Genomic DNA, 21,132 nt, shown 5'->3' with positions numbered 1-21,132 from the left:
CTGGCTTAAAATTCTGCGTGACGCGGTGTGCGGGGGAAAGGAATCACGTCGCGGATATTCTCCATGCCCGAGAGGTACATGACCAAACGTTCGAACCCAAGACCGAAACCTGCATGGGGACAGCTGCCCCAGCGACGGCTGTCCAGGTACCACCAGAGCGGCTCCTGTGCTATGCCCATCTGAGTCATTCTGTCGGTCAAGCGGTCCAATCTCTCTTCACGCTGGCTGCCGCCTATGATTTCACCTACCTTAGGCACCAAAAGGTCCATGGCCGCTACAGTGCGGCCATCATCATTCTGCCGCATGTAGAATGCCTTGATGTCACGGGGATAGTTGAGGATGAAGGCGGGCCCGCCAATGAGCTGTTCAGTGATGTAACGCTCGTGCTCGGTCTGCAGGTCAAGTCCCCACTCGACCGGATAGTTGAATGAGGCGCCGGAGCTTTGCAAACGCTGAATAGCTTCTCCGTAATCAAGTCGCGCAAAATCAGCTTCCGCAATTTTCCTGATTCGTTCCAACAGGCCCTTTTCGATATGTTTATCAAAGAAAGACATATCCTCAGCACACTCTTCAAGAGCAAACCGGCAGAGATATTTGACAAAATCCTCTGCCAGGGCAGCATCATCAGCCAGATCAGCAAAGGCCATCTCCGGCTCTATCATCCAGAACTCCGAAGCGTGGCGGGCAGTGTTGGAGTTTTCTGCTCGGAAGGTCGGACCAAAGGTGTAAATATCGGAGAAAGCCAGGGCAAAAAGTTCCCCCTCTAGCTGTCCGCTCACTGTCAGGCCGGTTCTTTGGCCGAAGAAGTCCTGGCTGAAATCGGGGCTGCCGTCCACCAGAGGCGGCGTTGCCGCATCCAGTGTCGTTACCCTGAATAGTTCACCAGCACCTTCGCAGTCGCTGGAAGTGATGATAGGTGTCTGCACATACAGGAACTTTCTCTCGGAGAAGAACTGGTGGACCGCCTGGGCCAGGCGCGAACGGAGGCGGAAAACAGCTCCGAATGTGTTACTGCGTGGCCGCAGGTGGGCGATGCTGCGCAGATACTCGAATGTATGGCGTTTCTTTTGGAGTGGATACGTTTCATCGCTTGGGCCGATGATCGAAATGGCCTCAGCCCGTACTTCCCGATCCTGTCCTGCTGCGGGGGATTCAACCAGCACGCCTGACACTTGCACAGCGCTGCCGGTGCCCAAACGGCTGACTTCTTCAAAGTTTGGAAGCCCCTGCTCGGCTACAATTTGAATGCCCCCCAGATTGGAGCCGTCATTGACAGTGATAAAGGCAATGCCTTTGGATAGCCGCACCGATCGAACCCAGCCGGAGAAGCGACACCCTTCTCCCGTGGTTCCATCAATAAGCAGGTTGCATATGGATTTTCTCATGATACCTCCAGAAATTCATCTGTCTCTGCACAATGATACCGCCAAAAATCTTGAACGTGCAAACGGGGGCTGTTTATTGACCTGCAGTTACCCCTGTGATACAAGAAACATCAAAGGCGACTTCAGTAATTCCAAATATTATAGAGCCTGCATATAGGAGAAAAGATCATGAACCGAATTCTAATGCTGATGATAATAGTTTTAGCCGCGATACCTTTCTGTGTGTCAGCTCAGGAGTCCTCACAGAGTACTCTGAGTCCCTCACGTGCTGAAACCTCGCGAAAATATCCGAACATCGTTCTTTATTCGGTTTCTTGGTGCCCACACTGTCGTGAGGCCAAGGAGTATTTTACCCGAAACAACATTCCTTTTACTAATCGTGATGTTGAGATGGATGAGAAAGCGATGACTGATTTGACAGTAAAATATGAAAGCAGTGGCGTGCCGGTTGTCGTCATTGGCAGCGGCAGTGATGAAGTGGTAATGAAGGGATTTACCCCTGAAAAATTCCAGAAAAATCTGCAGAAGGTGCAGGCCAAGAAACACTGACGGCCAGGAATTTTGTTAGTTACCTTTTGTTTTTGATGGTGTTTTGCTCCTTGTAGTTTTTACTTGAGGGTATTCTTGCTGCAGGACGTGTTTTTTCCTGCATTACTGTTTTCTTTGTTTGCCCCAGCTCCCGTACCTCAGTATCAGTTAAGTATCTGAATTCCCCCGGTTTCAAAGTGCCAACCGATAAACTCCCGTAACGAACCCGCTTCAGGCGTACCACAGAGAGGCTGACCGCTTCGCACATGCGTCTAACCTGGCGATTGCGTCCTTCGTGAATCGTAAGTGAAAGCCAGTCATTATTCTCACTGGATTGAATGACTTCTACGGTCGCGGGAGAAGTTTTCCGGTCGTCAATAAGCACACCACCAGCCAGTTGTGCGAGCTGACTGGCGTGAGCTTTGCCGCGCACTCGCACATGGTATTCTTTATCTATTTCATTGCTGGGATGCATCAGCTTATTGGCCCAGTCTCCGTCATTGGTCAAGAGCAGCAAGCCTTCGGTGTTGTAGTCCAGGCGCCCGACCGGATATACCCGTTCATTGACCTCCTTTAACAGGTCTGTGACCAGTGGGCGCCCCTCGGGATCATCAAGTGTGGTCATATAGCCAACAGGTTTATTGAGCAGAATATAAAGCCGCTTCTGGCTGACCTGAAGCGGCTTGCCGTTGACGGTGATGGTGTCTTTTGCCGGATCGGCCTTGGAGCCAAGTTCTGTTACAACGTTTCCATTTACAGTCACCTGACCTTTCAGGATCAATTCTTCTGCAGCGCGGCGTGATGTGATTCCGGCAGCGGATATTATTTTTTGCAGTCTTTCTTGCATGTGCTGGTTCCTTTTAAAAAAACAGGGGCGGTAAATTCCGCCCCTGTTGCTGATAATCAGAGATTGTTGGAGTTGGTATTATTCCAAACAACGCGTCATGGCGCGAAATTTATTATAACGCCCTTCAACGAGTTCTTCTTCCGACAGCTTGCTCAGTTCGGCAAGATTGCGTGCGATGGCTTCTTTCATGTTCCTGGCAGTGGCCTCATGGTCACGATGGGCGCCGCCGATCGGTTCCTTCACGATTTCGTCGATAACACCCAGCTTGATGATATCTTGCGCGGTCGGTTTGAGGGCTTCTGCGGCTTGCTCACCCTTTGTTCCATCTGACCAGAGGATGGCAGCGCATCCTTCCGGGGAAATGACCGCGTAGACCGAGTGCTCCAGCATCAGGATTCTGTCCCCGACAGCAATGGCAAGAGCGCCGCCCGAGCCGCCCTCTCCGGTGATGCAGACGATGATCGGCGTGCGGAGGCTGGCCATTTCTCGCAGATTTCGTGCAATTGCCTCAGCTTGGCCACGTTCTTCAGCGCCGATTCCGGGATAGGCACCGGGTGTGTCAACAAATGTGATCACCGGCAGTTTGAACTGTTCAGCCATCTGCATCAAGCGCAGGGCTTTGCGGTATCCTTCGGGGTTGGGCATGCCGAAGTTACGGTACACTTTCTCTTTGGTATCGCGCCCTTTCTGGTGGCCAATGACCATTACCGGTTGATCATTGAAGCGTGCCAGTCCGCCGACAATGGCATGGTCATCACCGAAATTGCGGTCTCCGTGCAGTTCGGTAAAATCGGTAAACATGTGATTGATGTAGTCAAGGGTGAAGGGGCGGTTGATATGGCGTGCAACCTGGGCGGTCTGCCACCGGGAAAGCCCGGAGAAGATATCCGCGCGCATCTGCTCGACACGACCTTCCAGAGCCGATACATCTGCCGCGATATCAAGGCCGTCCAGAGCCAGCATGCTCAATTCCTCGATTTTTTTCTCCAGCTCCACAATCGGTTTTTCAAATTCCAGATTAAAATTATTTGCCATGATCCCACCTCAAATTCGTGACTGCATGGATTAAAATAGTTGCTCAATTAATCTCAGCAGTTACGAGTAATTTTAATTCTAATCAAAAGAAGCGGCATTATACCCGAACAGCTGTTCCACTTCCAGCCTTAAATCATCACTGGCTATGACACTCATGCTTTCCGGCAGGGGAAGTATCGAATGACTACGCTGAGGAATTACAAACTGGATAAAAGCAGGAATTGTCCCCCGGTGGCGTTCAATTATTCCTTTCAGAGCCTCGATCCGCTCCATTGGAGTGTCGTCTGTTTTCAGAGTGAAGAACACTTTTTTGGTGGTTTGGGCACGGGCTTCGCTGAGAAGCTTTATATCACCGGCAGGACCGCGCTGTTTCAGTTGCCACTCGCTGGCCCCTTCCTTCTGGCCCTGCACCAGTATCTTGGCTCCCTTTTCACCACGCTCGAGCTTTCCGGTAATGAGTAGGGGATCGTCTGATTTGAGCAGCGAGACGGCAGCTGTATAGATGTCGGAAAAAATGGTTACTTCCACTGAGCCGCTCAGATCCTCAATGGTGGCAAACCCCATGCGGTCACCTTTCTTTGTGACAATTTCCTTGAGGCTGGAGACAATGCCGCAGATGCGTATTTCGCCTCCGTCAGCCATGTCGGACAGTTTTCCGATTTCCGTGGTGCCCATGCGCTTGATGTCGTCAATATAGCGGTCCAGAGGATGCCCGGTGATCAGGAAACCGAGCGCCTCTTTCTCAAAGGCCAGCTTTTCCTTGTCATACCATTCGGGAACATTCGGCAGCTTTATCCCGCCGTTGCCGTTGCTCTTTACTACCTCTGCCGTGCCGAAAAGTGATACCTGAGCGCTGGCTTTCTCTTCCTGAATTTTTTGACCATAGGACATGGCTGCTTCCAACCCCTCCATCAGGGCCGCACGCGCTGCACCGGTAGAGTCGAATGCACCGCATTTAACCAATGCCTCCAGTACTTTCTTGTTTGAACGCCGCAGATCGACTCGCTCGCAGAAATCGAAGATATCTTTGAAAGGGGCTTCGCCGCGCGCCTCCAGGATCGCCTCCACGGCTCCGAAACCGATACCCTTTACCGCCCCCAGCCCAAACCGCATTGATTTGCCAACAACGGTAAAGGAGTGTCCAGACTTGTTGATGTCGGGCGGCAGCACCTCGATCTCCTGTTCGCGGCAGTCTGCAATGTTCTTGATGACCTTGTCGGTGCTGTCCATGTCACATGAGAGCAGGGCTGCCAGGAATTCGACCGGATAATGAGCTTTCAGGTAAGCGGTCTGATAGGCGATCAGGGCATAGGCGGCCGAGTGGGATTTGTTGAAACCATACTCGGCAAATTTTGCCATCTGGTCAAAGATGGCCTCTGCTTTTTTGGGATCGATGCCTTGTTCCTTGGCACCGGCGAGAAAGGGCTCCTTCTCTTTGGCCATGACCACCGGGTCCTTCTTACCCATGGCACGGCGCAAGAGATCAGCGCGCCCCAGGGAATAGCCGGCCAGGGTGCGCGAGATCTGCATGACCTGTTCCTGGTAGACAATGACGCCGTATGTATCTTTGAGGATGGGTTCCAGTTGGGGCAGATCGTAGATAACCTTCTGGCGCCCATGTTTACGCTCGATGAAATCGTCCACCATGCCGCATCCCAGCGGGCCCGGACGGTAGAGGGCGCAGGCGGCGATCACATCTTCGAAGCAGGATGGTTTGAGCTTGACCAGCATCTCCTTCATACCGCTGGATTCAAGCTGAAAGATGCCGGTGGTGTTGCCGGCAGTGATCAGGTCATAGCTGGCCTGGTCGTCATCCCTAAGGAGAGTGATGTCGAAATTGGGATCTTTGCCCTCGCGAACCAGCTTGACGGCGTTCTGGATCACGGTCAGGTTTTTGAGCCCAAGGAAGTCGAATTTGACCAGTCCGACCATCTCCACATACTTCATTGAATACTGGGTGTTGATGGCGCCGGTCTTCTGGTCCTTGTAGACAGGAAGGTATTCCTCCAACTGATTGGGTGCCACCACAACCCCGGCTGCATGGGTCGAAGCATTGCGCGCCAACCCTTCAAGGCAGAGGGCGGTATCCAGCAGATCTTTGACCTGCGGGTCAGTTTTGGCCATTTCATTAAACTGTGGTTCCTGTTGAAGAGCCTTGGCCAGGGTCATCTTCAGGTCGTCGGGAATCAGCTTTGCGATCCTGTCCACATCACCATAGGGCATCCCAAGGGCACGGCCTACGTCACGTACTACAGCCTTGGCCTTCATGGTGCCGAAAGTAATGATCTGGCAGACCCGCTCGCGGCCGTATTTCTCCACCACATACTGAATCACCTCTTCGCGGCGATCCTGGCAGAAGTCTACGTCAATATCGGGCATGGAGATACGTTCGGGGTTGAGAAAACGCTCGAACAGCAGGTTATAGGGGAGGGGGTCCAGGTCGGTGATTTTGATGGCATAGGCCACCAGCGAGCCAGCGGCCGAGCCCCTGCCCGGTCCGACCGGAATGCCTTTGTTTTTGGCCCAGGTGATGAAATCGGACACGATCAGAAAGTAGGCCGGGAACTTCATTTCCCGAATACAGTCTAGCTCGATGCGTAGCCGGTCGAAATAAGCCTGCTGCTGCTCCAAAGTCATGTCAGGATATTTGGCCAGGATGGTGACCATCCGCTCCTTGAGTCCTTCCGTGGCCAGTTGTTCCAGCATATCGTCGTGGTTCTGGCCGGGAGGTGGCTCGAAGTGCGGGAAGTAATATTCCTTTTCCAGCGGCAGTTCCACATTGCAGCGTTCGGCAATGGCCACCGTGTTGGCAATTGCCTCCGGAGCGTAGGAAAATGCGGCTGCCATTTCCTCCGGTGTCTTGAAGTAAAACTCCTCGGCAGAGAACTTCATATGGGTCGGGTCGAGCATGGTCTTGCCGGTCTGGATGCAGAGCAGCACCTCGTGGGCGCGAGCGTCCTCCCGGTTCAGGTAATGGCAGTCGTTGGTGGCCACCAGCGGAAGTTTCAGTGCTGCGGCAACCTCCAGCAGGCGTTTGTTGACCAGATCCTGCTCAGGCAGGGTGTTTTCCTGTAGTTCAATGTAATAGCGATCAGGAAACAGCTCGCTGTACCAGCGGGCGGTCTCGATGGCCTCCTCCATGCGGCCCCGGCCGCACTGCATGGCGACTTCACCCTTCAGGCAGGCCGACAGGGCAATCAAGCCTTCGGAATGTTGCTGGAGTAGTTCGCGGTCAATGCGGGGGCGGTAATAGAAACCTTCCTTATAGCCGGCAGAGGTGAGGTAGGAGAGGTTTTTGTAGCCGGTCATATTTTCGCACAACAGGATCAGGTGATAGGCTGCATCAGAAATGCCTTTGGTGCTTTCGCGTGAGAAGCGGGAGTCAGGTGCGATGTAGAGTTCGCAGCCAATCAGCGGCTTCACGCCTGCTTTTTTACATTTCAGATAGAATTCAACCGCGCCGAACATGCTGCCATGGTCGGTGATCGCCACCGCCGGCATGTTATACGCCTTAGCCTTGGCAATCACGTCTTCCAGGCGAATGGCGCCGTCCAGCAGGGAATACTGGGTATGCAGATGGAGATGGACGAATGGTGTGGTGACAGGGGTGTTTTCAGCAATAACGGGTGGTTCCATGGGGTACTGCCCTCCGGGTGAATCAATGGGTCATGATTATGCATCAGGCCAAGATGTGGTGTCAAGGAAAGGGAAACGGCGCAATATTTTGTATGTGACGCCAGTGGGTTAAAGGAACGATTCCGGTGAATGATGGGGCCTGTCGGCGCATTTTTTGACATTGCACCTGCTTGGTATAGTTTTTAACTATCATGACTTCAGTCGGAGGCTACCATGAATGTGCGCGAGAAAAACATGCTCCTCTCCCCGGAATGGCTTATCACTGCAGTTATTACCTTTATTTTTGGCTTTTCGGTTCTTGGCTACCTGGCTCTACTGAACCGGGCGGATAAACCCCCGATCCCCAGTGAGGTACGGTCGCCAGATGGCACTGTGCTTTACACAGGAGATGACATTCTGGGTGGTCAGCATCTGTTTCAGAAATACGGGCTGATGCAGTACGGCACCCTCTTTGGCCATGGTGCCTATCTGGGACCTGATTTTACGGCCCAGTATCTTCGGATTAGTGGTGAAAAAGCGCTTATCTTTTATTCCGGGCAGGGTCTTTCTCCTGCAGAGGCAACGGAGAAAGTTCGCACCGAGCTGAAGGCAAATACTTATTCGCCCAGCAGTGGCGTGATCACCTTTACTTCTGCCCAGGCAAGTGCACACCAGGAATTGATTTCCTATTACCGGGACTGGTTTGGTCCACCTGAGATGCAGAAGGGATTGCGGCGGCCTCATTTGAAAGTTCCTGAAGATGTGCGCAGGATTACCGCCTATTTTTCCTGGGCCGCGTGGCTGAGTGCTGCACAACGTCCCGGGACAAGTCATTCCTACACCAATAACTGGCCTCCGGATGATCTGGCTGGAAACAAGCCTACTCCCGGAATGCTTATGTGGAGCGTACTCAGTCTGGTGGCGCTTCTGAGCGGCACTGGCCTGATTCTCTTCATTTTTGGTCGTCATGAATTGCTGGGATGGCATGCTGCTGATGAATTTTCAGCGAGAAAGTTCCAGCCTCCAGAGGAGGTGAAGCTTACCCCTTCCCAGCGGACTGTAGCCTGGTATTTTTTGGTTGTGGCGGGCCTGTTTCTCCTTCAGGGGGTGCTGGGAGGCGTGAATGCCCATTATCATGTGGAGCGTGCGGGTTTTTATGGTTTCCCTCTTGGAGATCTGCTGCCGTACAATCTTTCCAGAATGTGGCATGTGCAGTTGGCGCTGTTTTTCGTGGCTTCCAGCTTTCTGGCAATGGGAATTTTCCTGACACCGATGATTGCCGGAAAAGAACCTCGCCATCAGGATAAGCTTGCTCTGATTCTTTTGGGTGCGTTGACTGTGGTTGTGGTGGGAAGTATGTCGGGGGAAGCGCTCAGCCTCAAGGGCCTTCTCGAAACCAGCGGCCCCTGGTTCTGGCTCGGTTCCCAGGGGTGGGAATACCTCGACTTGGGGCGCCTGTGGCAGATCCTGCTGACAGCCGGAATGATCATCTGGCTGGTAATCCTGGTGCGCGGGATGAAAGACAGATTGAAAGGGGAGCATCCAGGAAACATGCCCTGGTTGTTTATCTACAGTGCGGCATCGATTCCGCTCTTTTATGCGGCAGGTATGCTGTATGGCAAAAACACCAATGTCACCCAGATAGAGTTCTGGCGATTCTGGGTGGTTCATCTCTGGGTGGAGGATTTCCTCGAGCTTTTCACAACCATCATGGTCGCCTATGTGTTCATGCTGCTGGGGGTGGTGCGGGTGAAAGTGGCAACCACGATCATTTACCTGGATATCATTCTTTATTCTGTCGGTGGCGTGATCGGTACCATGCATCATCTGTATTTCAGTGGTACACCAGAGATTCACATGGCACTTGGTGCCATGTTCTCAGCAATGGAGGTCATCCCGCTGCTTCTGCTTACCTACGAGGCGTGGGCGTTCATGAGGCTGGGTGCTCCAACCGGGACATCCATGCTGAGCACAACGGGAAAAATGTTTCCCCACAAGTGGGCGGTAATGTTTCTTATAGCAGTAGGCTTCTGGAACTTCCTCGGTGCCGGAGTTTTCGGTTTCCTGATTAATCTGCCCATTGTCAGCTATTACGAGATCGGCACCCAGTGGACAGCAAATCACGGCCATGGTGCGATGATGGGGGTCTACGGCATGCTTTCCCTCGGATTTTTCATGTTTGTGGCCCGTTACTTCCTCCCCCTGGACCGCGCCAGCAACAGGGCTATGGGCATTGCTTTCTGGTGTACAAACCTGGGGCTTGCCTGGATGATGTTCGTCAATCTCTTTCCGGTGGGATTTCTCCAGTTGAACCAGATCCTGGCCACCTCCTACTGGCAGGGACGTCAGCCTGAGTTTTTCATGCAGCCACTGGTACGTCTGTTTGAATGGCTGCGTCTCCCGGGAGATCTGCTCTTTTTAGCCGGGATACTGCCGGTTGTTTATCTGGCCTTGCGTATGTTCATGAACCGTAACAGGAAGGGGCTTTCCGAAGCGGAGTAGGCAAAAGAAATACCAGGCAAATTGACATTGTATGCTTTGGCAGTAACTTTTTAATAATCTTATCTAAAAGGAGATCCACATGAAAAAGGTACTTTCTGCACTTTTGTTGACAACTGCTTTAGCTGCTCCTGGCCTTGCACAGGCAAATATGTCCATGAAGGAACACATGGCAGGAAACCCACATTCCGGAAATCCGCATGCATCAATGGGGGAGGCCAAAGGATGTGACGGGTGCGCAAGCAGCGGCACGCATGGGGGTATGGGAATGGGCGGTATGGGCAAAATGGATGACATGATTAAGATGTGTCTTGCCCATGCGGAAATGATGGGGCTCGATAATGAGCAAATGGCAAAGCTTAAGCCGATTCACCGCGAGATGCAGAGAAAACAGATTCAATTCAAAAGCGAACTCAAACTGGCGGAGATGGATCTGTCTGAAATTATGGAGGAAAAGGATTTTGATCTTGATAAGGCAAGTAATGCTGTCAAAAGAATTTCGGAGATAAAGACCCGCCATCACCTGGAAATGTTGAAGCGGATGAGGGAGGTCAGGGGAATAATGACGGACGCTCAGTTCAAGGGAACTGGAGAAGAGGAGGGGGACGACGAGGAATAAGGGAGCAGAGAGACTACATCCCGTTTTCGATTCCCTGTAATTTAAGCAGGAAGCAGCTTTTCAAGGGAATTAAAAATGTGGGAAGCATCAGTCAGATGTTCCGGTGAGTAGCTGTTGGTAACGGCAATGACCTTCAGGCCGGCTCGGGAGGCAGCTGTTATTCCTGCCGGAGTATCTTCGATAGCAAACGTATTTGAGAGGGTGATAGCAGCATCCGTGTGATGACTGAGTTTAGAAAAAGCAAGCTTGTAGCACTCCGGATCAGGCTTGCTTTTTTCAACATCATCAGCTGTGACAATAATGTCAAAACAATCTGAAATGCCAAGGGTGCTTAAGATAGGGGTTATATCCGACAACAAGGCTCCGCTGCAGATCGCAAGGGGTACATTCTTTTTTTTGAGCTCTTTGATAAGTTCAACGACACCTGGATAGGCAGTTATACCTGTACGAATGATTTCCAGAAAAAACATCGCCTTTTGGGCTATCAAGGCAGTTAATTTTTCATGATTCAATGGCATCCCGCGAGAGGTAAAGGCCTCTACAAAAGCATCACGATCATCGAAGCCCATGTAAGTCTCCACATACTTCTCCCAGCTGAAACCCAATCCCAGCGGTTCCAGAATCTGCTGAAAGGCCTTGTAATGGAGCGGCTCAGTGTCCACGATGACCCCATCAAAGTCGAATATTACAGCCTCTGTCTGTATTCCTGACAAATTTACCATTTTCCCACCAATGCAAGGCCCGCCCCGCCAGAATATGCTTGGGGCAGTATGCTCATGTTATTTTTAGATGCGTGATAATGTGTGACTATCCGACCGCAGAATTCTCCCAAGGCAGCTCCGAAAAGCACATCGCTAGCCCAATGCTTGTTCTGATACATCCTTGAAAAAGCCACAAATGTTGCTGCCGAGTAATAGGCGGTTTTCATAGCCAGTGTTTCGGATGTGGCTGCGAGAACAGATGCCAATGCGAAGGAACTAGCTGTATGCATGGAGGGAAATGAGTCGTAATCGGTCCGGAATCCAAAGGGCTTGAAGTCACCTTTTGCAGACGTAACGTTAGGTCGGCCACGACCCGCCATCTCTTTGATCAGAAAGGTAGATGCGTCTGCGAGAATAAGAGCTTCACCCATCATTTCGCCGGTTTCTTTCCATTTTGGAGAGTCTGCTAAAACTGCGGTACCATAGACAAGTGCAGAAAGGCCCAGGTGGAGAAAGGGATTGCCGACGGTGGCTCCAGCATCAGTTGCTCTGTCAAGTCCTTTGCCTTTTGTAGTCTGCAATTTTTTTGAGATATCCTCATCAAAGATATAGGTTAGTGAGGTGGCGCCAATAACTGAAAGGGTTACGAGTGCATTGCTAGCTGTATAGAATGGCTTTGTGACAACGTCAATACTCTCATCGGCGAGTCTATTGGCGCCACTGGTAATTTCCAGGGCAGGGTCAAAAGGACTTTCTGAACTCCATCCAATAGCAGGTGCTAAAAAAAACAGGAGTGATAAAAAAAATAATTTCATGGCTTCCTTGTGTTTCTGACAATTAAAAACAGTACTGCAATGGAAGCTCCTACAACGTCGGCAAAAATATCATAGATATCTGCTTCTCTAGAAGATGTACAGAGCCCCTGCAGGAGTTCTATTAAAGCGCCGAAAAAGGAGGCTGAAATAAATCCCAAAAAAATGGCTTTTTTGAAAGAGATATTCAGTGATTGGCAGACTAAGGCTGCGAGGAACGCCAGAAATCCGAGTGCAAATGCATGTTGCAATTTATCCCATCCCAGGGGGCCTGCTATTTGAGGGGGACCGGGACTTAAGGAGAGATAAAGCAGAAGCGCAGTCCAGAGTAATGTTGCAGCACTTAGCAGCTTTACTCTGGTGCTATTCAATGCTGCCTCTGAAGCTGAATAAGGATTTCTTTAAGTTGCGCACCATAACAGCATCTGCTGGTGAAAGTTTTGATAAATATTCCTGGAAAAATACAATGAAAACAGAGGCAAAGAAAGCTGTAGCGGTTGTCAGCAATACTATGATCAAACGCTTGGGCTTACTTTTTCTGGCTGGCGCAACCGCATCATCCAGTATCTGAAGAGATGATGAATCTTTAGCCTCGGTCAGTTTAGCTACTTCATACTGTTTGGTCAGTTGTTCGAACAATGCTTCCTGAATTTTCAGGTCTCTTAACTTCCGTACATATTCAACACCAAGAGTGGGAACATTACCCATAGATGGTATTACATCCATTTTCCCGCCACCGGCCATTCCACCCAGCTGATTTTTTAACTTTGTCAGTGCGGCTTGTATAGTCTTTACATCATTGCTTTCATCAGTCATTGAGTTTCGCAGAGAAGCCAACTGTACTTCTTTGGTGACGATTTCTGCCTTAAGGCGTGCGATCCCCTCTATTGCTGCAGTTGCCTGAGAGTCAGCTTTAAAGGTTTTATACTTTTCCTGGAACTGCTTCATGGATTCTTCTGCACTCTGCAGGTCTTGTTTTACCACCTCCAGGCGTTTCTCCAGGAATACTCGTTCTGCACCTGCTTTTGAAAGGTTAAGCTGGACGCTGCGGCGACCCAGTTCCTCAACGAAGGTATTGGCAAGAACAGCCGCTTTTTTAGGGTCGGGACTGTCCGCATCGATGGTAATGATTCCATCCTTACCGGCTTTTACCTTTACTACCGATTCCAGTTTTTTCCTGGTTTCATCAGCTGTCTTTGTTTTGAATTCGCGCTGCAGATCCAGTTTTTTAATAACGGCATCGGCTACAGAACGGCTTTTAATTATGCCCATGTAAAGATCTGTTGATCCGCCGAGTGACATTCCTCCGGCCGCTAGTCCTGCCAAACCACCTGCTTGACTCAGAAGGGCGGAGAGGCCGCCGGCACCGGAATCTTTTTGAGGAGGAAGGATCTTTGCGCTGGCTGTATAGATGTTCTTCATCGACAGGGCATAGCAGACCGAAAGTATGACAGCAACTGTACATATTTTAAGTATGGTTGCCTTGCGTTTGACGATAACCTGCAACAACTCCAGCAGGTTAATCTCATCTTCTGGACTCTGGTAATTTTCTGGGGTTGGGGAATTATTGTTCATGGAAGTCATCATTTAAACCATAGGAATACGGACCCTGCAGTCAGGGCCACCTGTGAGAGTATTGTGGTGATGTCTTTTATATCACGCAGCCATGCCGTACGTTCAAGTTTTTGCGGAACTACCAGAGTATCGCCTGGATCCATTGAGCTGGCCATGAAACTTCCGAGGTTCCATTTGCGTGCATCGTCGTTCCACTTGATTCCAAAGGATGATTGCTGTCTGCTGTAGACCGAACCATCGACTTTGATGATATACATGTCCGAGGTCTCGGCATCACGGGTTGGTCCGCCTGCTTTGGAAAGGTATGTTTCAACATCGGAAGAATCAGGGAGATGTACAAAAGTGGTTTGATTGTAAACTTGACCCATAACGTTGACAACATTGGGTCGGGGCGGGATCTCGACAGTGTCTCCCCCTTCCATCTCCAGATCATAGCTGCTGGTTTTTAATTTTTCCAGCGCAGCAAGTCTGATAACAATACGACCTTCAGCTTTGAGCGATTTCAATCGTTCGATACTTTTCAGAAGGCCATCGAGAGCAGCCCTTGTTCCTTCCAGCTCTTCTCGAGATGCAGCCACATATGATAGGGCAAATTGTTTCTGAAGGATGTCTTTTTCAGTACGGGCGATGATTTCATCCATTCGTTTTTGCTGAATCTCCATGACGGATCTTCGAGTGAACTTTGCGCCATTTAGATAAGCTTTGGCTGTGTATCCACCTGCTCGCTGAATAACCGAGCTCAGTTTTTCTCCCCTTGTTACAGAATAGACGCCGGGAAACTTTACCTCACCCTTTAGCGTGACAAACCTGTCAGTAGCCTCGACCCACTCTGAAATTCCTCGAACAATCAGAACATCATCCGGCTGGAGAAGAAGATTGTTTTCAGGATCTCCATTACTGAGAGCTTTTTCCAGATTAATCTGAATGCGTGAAGACTTGGCTTTGTCACCTGTGATTGATACCCTGGTTAATTCAGCGAAATCAAGAATTGCATTTCTTTTTGCGCTGCCAGCGGCGGCAATCAGATCTCTTACTGTCATGCCGGGATAGAAATCATAGGTTCCGGGGTTCTTGACGAAACCATTAATGGCAACGACAGGTTTTTCCTGCATCTCCCAGCGCGAAAAAACCCTAATAGTATCTTGTTCCTGCAATTCTATGTTGTCTTTCTCGCTATCTTGAAAGGCCTTGCGTAAGCTGATGCTCAGTACTTCCTTATGATAGTCAGGCAAGGCCAGGCGAATAATCTCTGCTGATTCAAGGTAGGATTCAGGCAGCAAATCTTGATAGCCGGCGATCAGATCCTTGACCCTCATTCCTTTCCTGAACTGATACTCTCCGGGTCTCGTTACGTTGCCGCGCAGCACCACAACATCCCGCACGGCTTCCTGTACGGATGATATCTTGATCATATCGCGATCAATGATTTTTACAGATCCTGTTTGATTGTCTAGCTGGCCTTCATGGGAGGAATAATCAAGAATGATTTTTGCGGTATTGTTAGCAATACGCTCTACCTGAATTTTTCCCGTATAACCGGCTGCAGTGATTCCGCCAGCCATTGCTATGGCATCTGCAAGTGAAGTATTGCCTTTCATCTCATAGATGGCAGGTCGTTTTACCTCTCCGGCTACAGCAACAACCGGACCGATAACCGGTACGAGGATGGTGTCACCATTTTGAAGACGTTCATCTTTGCTGCGGTCGCCAGTCAGCATGAATTGATATAGATCGAATTCACTGATCATTTTCCCGTCACGCATAAGACGCACATTTCTTAATGTGCCATTACGTGAGGGCCCACCTGCTGCCGAAAGAGCATCAATGATACTTGACAGCGAACTCACTTGCAGGCTGCCGGGTTTTTCCACTTCACCAACAACAAAAACCTGAATGGTTCTTGTTTTGCCCAAGGTCACGTTCAATTCAAAGTTTTTGTAAAAGCGAGAAATCGCCTTCTTTATTGCCTCACTTGCCTGGGCATATGTCAGGCCGGAAACACCAATAACTCCAACTTTGGGTATAGTGATCTCTCCATTTCGATCGATTGGGAGCTCATACTTGGCACTAAGTGATCCCCAAATTGTAATATTCAAAGAGTCACCTGAGCCGAGGGTGTAGTTTCCGCTGGCGGGCATTGAGTCCAAGACACCGGAGGGAAGACTGTTCCTAAAAAAGCCATATCCAAATTGCCGGAGATCACGTCCAACAGGGCTCGTCTCAACTTTGTCCAATAAGGTAGATTTTTGCTTAAAAAAGGATTTCTCAAGATTGGAACTTTGTTCCTCCAAGGGAAGAGGGATCGCTGAATTTTCTTCGGAGAGCATTTGGTAGCTCTTTTGTCTGCTCTTATATGCGGTTATCTGGATGAAATAGATCTGATGGTTTTTCAACTCCCTAAGGGTGAAGGAATCAGTTGTGCCGACCTCTACAGATTTTGAATATTTACCCGGTTCAGTGCCAGAATTTACAACAAACTTGAGTTGACCATCTTCAGCATTCTGTTGATAATTTTGTACTGTCCAGGAGATTTTGAGTAATCCATCCCCTGGAACAATTCTTACTGCAATATGAGGCTTTCTAAGGGATTCTACCGATTGATTTCGGGTGTTATCCAACTCTGCCTGACTTCCTTTGTCCATAATAGACTTTAAATCGTCTATATTGGGGTTTGCCTGCAATCCCATACCTCGAATGTTTTCTCCATAGCTACTTTCGGGTTTCAAGTTGTCATTGAATTTTTTTTGATCAAGTGCTTTCTGAATTTCATCCTCAGTTGCCGAATAAGCAGTACTGGCGCACATGATTATCAACACAGGTAAAAAAAACCATTTAAATACCTTATTCATTTTTGCACTCCATGGAAAATTAAATATAAATCGACAGTATTATTGATATTAATTATGGTTATTTTTATTTAAATTTAATTCTGTATAAAAAGAAGGGTTGGCAGATGAAGTGACGTTTTCTTCGGCAATGGATTGTATCGGAAACCTTATATAGAAAGACGATCCTGGAAACTTTTCAGGGTTGTAACCTGGCGATACAACCCAAATTTCACCGCCGTGCATTTCAACCACACCTTTTGCAATTGAGAGTCCCAAGCCCGCACCGCGTGATTTAAAGGCCACTTTTCCCGAGCTGTGTTCCTCAATATTGCCTGCTTCGTAGAATTTCTCGAAGATCCGGGTCTGATCCTCAGGATCAATTCCGATCCCATTGTCGTGTATTATTATTTCAACATAGCAGTCACTTTTTTTGCATTCATTGTAAGACCAGACTGAATCAATCGAAGTTTGGGGGGGTCTTGTGTTTTGAATAACTGCTGTTGTTATGGTTATTGTGCCACCGTCAGGGGTAAATTTGATAGCGTTTCCAATGACATTGGACATCAGTTGCATGAGCCTGATTGGATCCCCTTTGATTGCAGGAATTGTTGGATACAGTTGGGTTTGTACTTTTTGCTTTCTTAGAGCAAAGAAAAAACGCATCTCTCTGAGAGATGCTTCGATAACTGAGTTGATGTCTATTGCTTCAAGTTTTAGTTCGAGTTGTTTTTGATCTATCATGGAAACATCGATCATATCTTTGACTATATTGTCTAGTCTCGTCGCGGCTGAGGCGATATTTTGTACCATTTCGACTGTGGTTTCGTTAAGTTGGCCTTTCATGTCGGTTAGCAGTAACTCGGCATAACCCATGATTACGGTCAAAGGAGTTTTAATTTCGTGAGACGCGAGACCAAGAAAAGAGTCTTTCATTTTATTAAGTCTCGAAAGTCCTGCAGTACTTTGTTCAAGATTAAGAAGAGTTTCACGTTCTTTTGTAATATCACGGATTATAACTTGTAATAAATTTGTTTCGCCAGATGTAATACTGCTGGCGTGTATTTTGCCTATAAGTGACCGGCCATTTCCATTAGTAATAGTAATTTCATCTATAATATAAGTGCCACTTACTGAGGTCTGAAAAGTTTTTAGTAGCTGAAGGATGTTGCCTGCCTTCAATAAAAGTAGTAAACTTGATATATGTTGCCCAACTATTTGTGATGCAGGGTAACCTAAAAAATCTTCCGCCATTTTATTTGCAATAATGACAGTTCTATTTCCATCAAGAACAAAAATAGCGTCTCCAGCATCTTCAAGCATCCTTTTGTACAGTTCTTCGGATTTTTCCAAATCTAAGCTGAGGTGTTCGAGTCTAATGTATGATTCGTGCAGTTGAGTATGAGTGGTTTCAAGTTCCTCATAGTTTTTACGTAATTCATTATCCCTATGCTCTAATGCATTAGACATGTAGTTTATATTGACGCCCAGTTCATTTAGCTCATGCATTGGAAAATCAGGTATGCGTATATTGAAATCTCCTTGAGATATCTTGGTCAATCCATCAAGAAGTGTGGAAATGGGAGAAACAATGCTGCGTTTGACAAAAAAGACAACCAGTCCAAAAGATGCCATAAAAGATACGCACAGAACGATAAAAGAGCGCACGATAATAGTACTTACTTTTTTGTCAATTTCGGATTGGGGGAAACCTATGTTTATGTAGGCAACAGCTTTTGTATCGAAAGATCTTATTGGTATCGAGGTGTTGTGGTAGATTCCTTTTGAAGTCTGAATTTCTCTGGATAATTGTTTCCTGTCTGGTTCATCTTTTGAGGGAACGAATAGGGACTGAGAGAAACTTGTAGATGAGAAAAAAGGATCATTGGAGAATAAAGGTTTTCCATCGGTATTTGTTATAACGCAATACTCAACTTCGGGATCTGACTGAGCTAATTCACGACATTTTTCGGATAGGCCGCTCATATCTCTGATATCGAGACCCAGTGCCAATACTTTTTCAATGGTTCCTTTTAAAGCAATCCCGAGACTCTGAGATCTCAAAAGCATTTCTTGTGCAAAGTCCCGTCTAAAAACAATGATGTCCATGCCTGTGTTCAGCAAGATCGTCAGAGTGAGAATTACAAGTGAAAAAAGAATTATACGTTTTTCCAGTGTTTGTTTCATTATTTATTAAAACTCACGGGGGAAGCTGAATGATAGGTTTAAAAGGAATCGCAACTATAGCATGAATGTTTTAAAGGTGAATGGTTTTTTCATGGTGTTTGACTTGTACTTTTGGTTTAATAAAAATTTATTATTGACGATTCGTTTTTATGATTTATGATTGATCAGATTTCCTACGTGCAGGAGCAGAATACCATATCACTTTAGGAGGCAGTTCATGGCATTACGTGTAGCAATCAACGGTTTTGGCAGAATAGGCAGAATGGTCCTTAGGGCGGCAAGTCAGGACAAGAATATCAAATTTATTGCAATCAATGATCTTACAGATGCAGCTACCCTTGCGCATCTTTTTAAGTACGATTCAGTTCATGGTATTTTCCCCGGTACTGTTGAACATACATCTGATAGTCTGATAATTAATGGTGTAGCAATTAAAATTTACGCTGTTAAAAATCCTGCTGAACTTCCCTGGAAATCAGATGAAATCGACGTCGTGCTTGAGGCTACCGGTTTGTTTACAGCCAAGGAAAAGGCTGAGATGCACATTCAGGCAGGGGCCAAAAAAGTGGTGGTTTCTGCACCGGCCACCAATGAAGATATAACTATTGTAATGGGGGTAAACGATCATTTATATGATCCTCAAAAACACGTCATTATTTCAAATGCTTCTTGCACTACTAACTGTCTGGCACCAGTTGCAAAAGTGCTGCATGAAGCCTTTGGTATCGAGAAGGGACTGGTAACTACGGTACATTCCTATACCAACGATCAGAATATCCTCGATCTACCCCACAAAGACTTGCGACGTGCTCGTGCTGCAGCATTGTCAATGATACCGACAACAACCGGTGCGGCTAAGGCTGTATCACTTGTATTACCTGAATTGAAAGGCAAACTGGATGGTATGGCCATTCGTGTGCCGACGCCAAATGTCTCTGTAATCGACCTTGTGGCAACAGTTTCTAAAAAAGCTGATACAGCTAGTGTTAACGAAGCACTTAAAGCTGCTTCCGTCGGACCTTTAAAGGGTATTCTTGGCTTCAGTGAAGAGCCACTTGTCTCTGTTGACTTTAATGGTAATGCTCTTTCTTCAATTGTTGATGCCTCGTGTACAAAAGTTATCGGCGATAATATGGTTAAAGTCATATCGTGGTACGACAATGAAGCGGGTTTCTCCAACAGGGTTGTTGATCTTTTTAAACTAATAGCTTCTAAACAGTAAATAATGTGTCCTTTCTGAGGGGGAAGTTGCTTCCCCCTCTTTTTTTGTCTGCAATATTAAACCATGTATGAAGGGGGATATCATGCCAATTCGCTATATAGATCAAATAAAGGATTTTAAAAATAAGAGGGTCTTTATTCGCGTGGACTTTAATGTACCGCAGGATGAAAAGGGCAATATCACGGAAGATACTCGCATTGCCGCCGCTGTGCCTACAATCAGGTATGTGGTGGAGCAGGGAGCAAAAGTAATCCTCGCTTCCCATTTAGGTAGGCCCAAAGGAGAAAAAAAGGCTAAATACTCCATGGCGCCGGCCGTTAAAAGGCTCTCTGAGCTGCTTGGCCTTAAGGTTAAACTTGCACCGGATTGTTTTGGTCCTGAAGTGACAAAGCTGATTGATTCAATGAAATCCGGCGAAGTGGTGATGCTCGAAAATGTTCGTTTTTATCCCGGAGAAGAAAAGAATGATGCAGAGTTCGCTGAACAGCTTGCTAATGGCTGTGAAATCTATGTGAATGATGCTTTTGCGGTTTCTCATCGTGCACACGCATCTGTAGAAGCAATCACCAAAGTGATTCCGATTATTGCCGCTGGTTTTCTGATGAGGAACGAAATGACCTTTTTTGATAAGGCCATGCAAAATCCGGTACGCCCTCTTGTTGCCATTCTTGGCGGTGCCAAAGTTTCTGGGAAGCTTGAGGTGTTGGAGACTCTAGTCAATAAGGTGGACAAAGTCGTCATAGGTGGTGGTATGGCCTTTACCTTCCTTAAGGCAATGGGGTATTCGGTTGGTAAATCATTGGTAGAGGATGAGCTGATCCCTACAGCAAAAAAGATTATGGATAAGGCCAAGAAGAAAGGTGTCATGTTTTATCTGCCTGTGGATTGCGTTGTTGCTAATGCTTTTGAGGCAACAGCAACAAATTTTATAACAACTGTGCAGGAGATCCCAGAAGGTTGGATGGCTCTTGATATAGGGCCGGCCTCTGCCACTCTTTTTGCTGAAACATTACGCGATGCAAAAACTGTAATCTGGAACGGACCAATGGGGGTCTTTGAAATGGATGCCTTTGCCCGTGGCACATTTGCTGTGGCTGAAGCTGTTGGGAGTGCCTTTGCTACAACCATTATCGGTGGAGGTGACACTGATTCGGCTGTACGAAAAGCTGGGGTTGATACTAAAGTAAGCTATATCTCAACCGGTGGCGGTGCCTTTCTTGAGTTGCTGGAAGGGAAAATCTTGCCTGGTGTTAAGGTGCTTGATATTAAAGCTAAGAAATAG

General features: G+C 47.9%; 15 protein-coding genes. 5 read left to right on the top strand and 10 right to left on the bottom strand.

The window, feature by feature from the left end; genetic code table 11:
• Nucleotides 1-5: 5 nt before the first annotated feature.
• Entirely contained in the window at nucleotides 6-1,385 is a 1,380-nt protein-coding gene (gene asnS, locus KJB30_RS14670; RefSeq protein WP_214300647.1) for an asparagine--tRNA ligase, read from the bottom strand.
• Nucleotides 1,386-1,553: 168 nt separating this feature from the next.
• Here asnS and KJB30_RS14665 point away from each other — a divergent pair, with 168 nt between their 5' ends.
• The gene (locus KJB30_RS14665; RefSeq protein ID WP_214300645.1) at nucleotides 1,554-1,934 is read left to right on the top strand and encodes a glutaredoxin domain-containing protein; all 381 of its coding nucleotides are present in this window, start codon (nucleotides 1,554-1,556) and stop codon (nucleotides 1,932-1,934) included.
• A gap of 19 nt (nucleotides 1,935-1,953) precedes the next feature.
• Here KJB30_RS14665 and KJB30_RS14660 read toward each other — a convergent pair whose 3' ends face one another.
• The 3 genes from KJB30_RS14660 to dnaE all read right to left on the bottom strand — a co-directional run bounded on the left by KJB30_RS14660 (nucleotide 1,954) and on the right by dnaE (nucleotide 7,431).
• On the bottom strand, nucleotides 1,954-2,760 hold the full coding sequence (locus KJB30_RS14660) for a pseudouridine synthase (RefSeq protein ID WP_214300643.1): 807 nt from the start codon (nucleotides 2,758-2,760) through the stop codon (nucleotides 1,954-1,956).
• Nucleotides 2,761-2,838: 78 nt separating this feature from the next.
• On the bottom strand, nucleotides 2,839-3,795 hold the full coding sequence (locus KJB30_RS14655) for an acetyl-CoA carboxylase carboxyltransferase subunit alpha (protein WP_214300641.1): 957 nt from the start codon (nucleotides 3,793-3,795) through the stop codon (nucleotides 2,839-2,841).
• 78 nt (nucleotides 3,796-3,873) lie between these two features.
• Entirely contained in the window at nucleotides 3,874-7,431 is a 3,558-nt protein-coding gene (gene dnaE, locus KJB30_RS14650) for a DNA polymerase III subunit alpha (protein ID WP_214300639.1), read from the bottom strand.
• A 213-nt stretch (nucleotides 7,432-7,644) separates the two neighbouring features.
• On the opposite strand from dnaE, the gene KJB30_RS14645 reads away from it, so the two are divergent.
• Nucleotides 7,645-9,912 carry a nitric-oxide reductase large subunit gene (locus KJB30_RS14645; protein WP_214300637.1) on the top strand — a complete coding sequence of 756 codons (2,268 nt, stop codon included), beginning with the start codon at nucleotides 7,645-7,647 and terminating at the stop codon, nucleotides 9,910-9,912.
• Nucleotides 9,913-9,991: 79 nt separating this feature from the next.
• Complete coding sequence (locus tag KJB30_RS14640) at nucleotides 9,992-10,528, top strand: hypothetical protein (protein ID WP_214300635.1); 537 nt, start codon at nucleotides 9,992-9,994, stop codon at nucleotides 10,526-10,528.
• A 41-nt stretch (nucleotides 10,529-10,569) separates the two neighbouring features.
• Here KJB30_RS14640 and KJB30_RS14635 read toward each other — a convergent pair whose 3' ends face one another.
• The 6 genes from KJB30_RS14635 to KJB30_RS14610 are packed head-to-tail and all read right to left on the bottom strand — an operon-like array spanning nucleotide 10,570 to nucleotide 18,628.
• The gene (locus KJB30_RS14635; protein ID WP_214300633.1) at nucleotides 10,570-11,250 is read right to left on the bottom strand and encodes an HAD family hydrolase; all 681 of its coding nucleotides are present in this window, start codon (nucleotides 11,248-11,250) and stop codon (nucleotides 10,570-10,572) included.
• Nucleotides 11,244-12,044: a phosphatase PAP2 family protein gene (locus tag KJB30_RS14630; RefSeq protein ID WP_214300632.1), complete on the bottom strand. Its 801-nt coding sequence runs from the start codon at nucleotides 12,042-12,044 to the stop codon at nucleotides 11,244-11,246. Before KJB30_RS14630 ends, KJB30_RS14635 begins: the two co-directional genes overlap by 7 nt.
• Nucleotides 12,041-12,412, bottom strand: coding sequence for a VanZ family protein (locus tag KJB30_RS18505; protein WP_214300631.1), 372 nt, complete (start codon nucleotides 12,410-12,412; stop codon nucleotides 12,041-12,043). The genes KJB30_RS14630 and KJB30_RS18505 overlap by 4 nt, the downstream gene beginning before the upstream one ends.
• Entirely contained in the window at nucleotides 12,405-13,616 is a 1,212-nt protein-coding gene (locus tag KJB30_RS14620) for a GumC family protein (RefSeq protein WP_214300630.1), read from the bottom strand. The genes KJB30_RS18505 and KJB30_RS14620 overlap by 8 nt, the downstream gene beginning before the upstream one ends.
• 8 nt (nucleotides 13,617-13,624) lie before the next feature.
• On the bottom strand, nucleotides 13,625-16,465 hold the full coding sequence (locus tag KJB30_RS14615) for an SLBB domain-containing protein (RefSeq protein ID WP_214300629.1): 2,841 nt from the start codon (nucleotides 16,463-16,465) through the stop codon (nucleotides 13,625-13,627).
• Nucleotides 16,466-16,513: 48 nt separating this feature from the next.
• Entirely contained in the window at nucleotides 16,514-18,628 is a 2,115-nt protein-coding gene (locus KJB30_RS14610; RefSeq protein WP_214300627.1) for an ATP-binding protein, read from the bottom strand.
• Between the two features lie 217 nt (nucleotides 18,629-18,845).
• Between KJB30_RS14610 and gap the strand changes: the two genes are divergently transcribed.
• Together gap and KJB30_RS14600 are read left to right on the top strand one after the other, a co-directional pair.
• Entirely contained in the window at nucleotides 18,846-19,850 is a 1,005-nt protein-coding gene (gene gap, locus KJB30_RS14605) for a type I glyceraldehyde-3-phosphate dehydrogenase (protein ID WP_214300625.1), read from the top strand.
• A gap of 82 nt (nucleotides 19,851-19,932) precedes the next feature.
• The gene (locus KJB30_RS14600) at nucleotides 19,933-21,132 is read left to right on the top strand and encodes a phosphoglycerate kinase (protein ID WP_214300623.1); all 1,200 of its coding nucleotides are present in this window, start codon (nucleotides 19,933-19,935) and stop codon (nucleotides 21,130-21,132) included.

The organism is Pelotalea chapellei (genome assembly GCF_018531195.1).
Taxonomy (GTDB): Bacteria; Desulfobacterota; Desulfuromonadia; order Geobacterales; family Pseudopelobacteraceae; genus Pelotalea; species Pelotalea chapellei.
The sequence above is the reverse complement of the archived record's forward strand: the minus strand, read 5'-3'. Positions and strand labels throughout refer to the sequence as shown.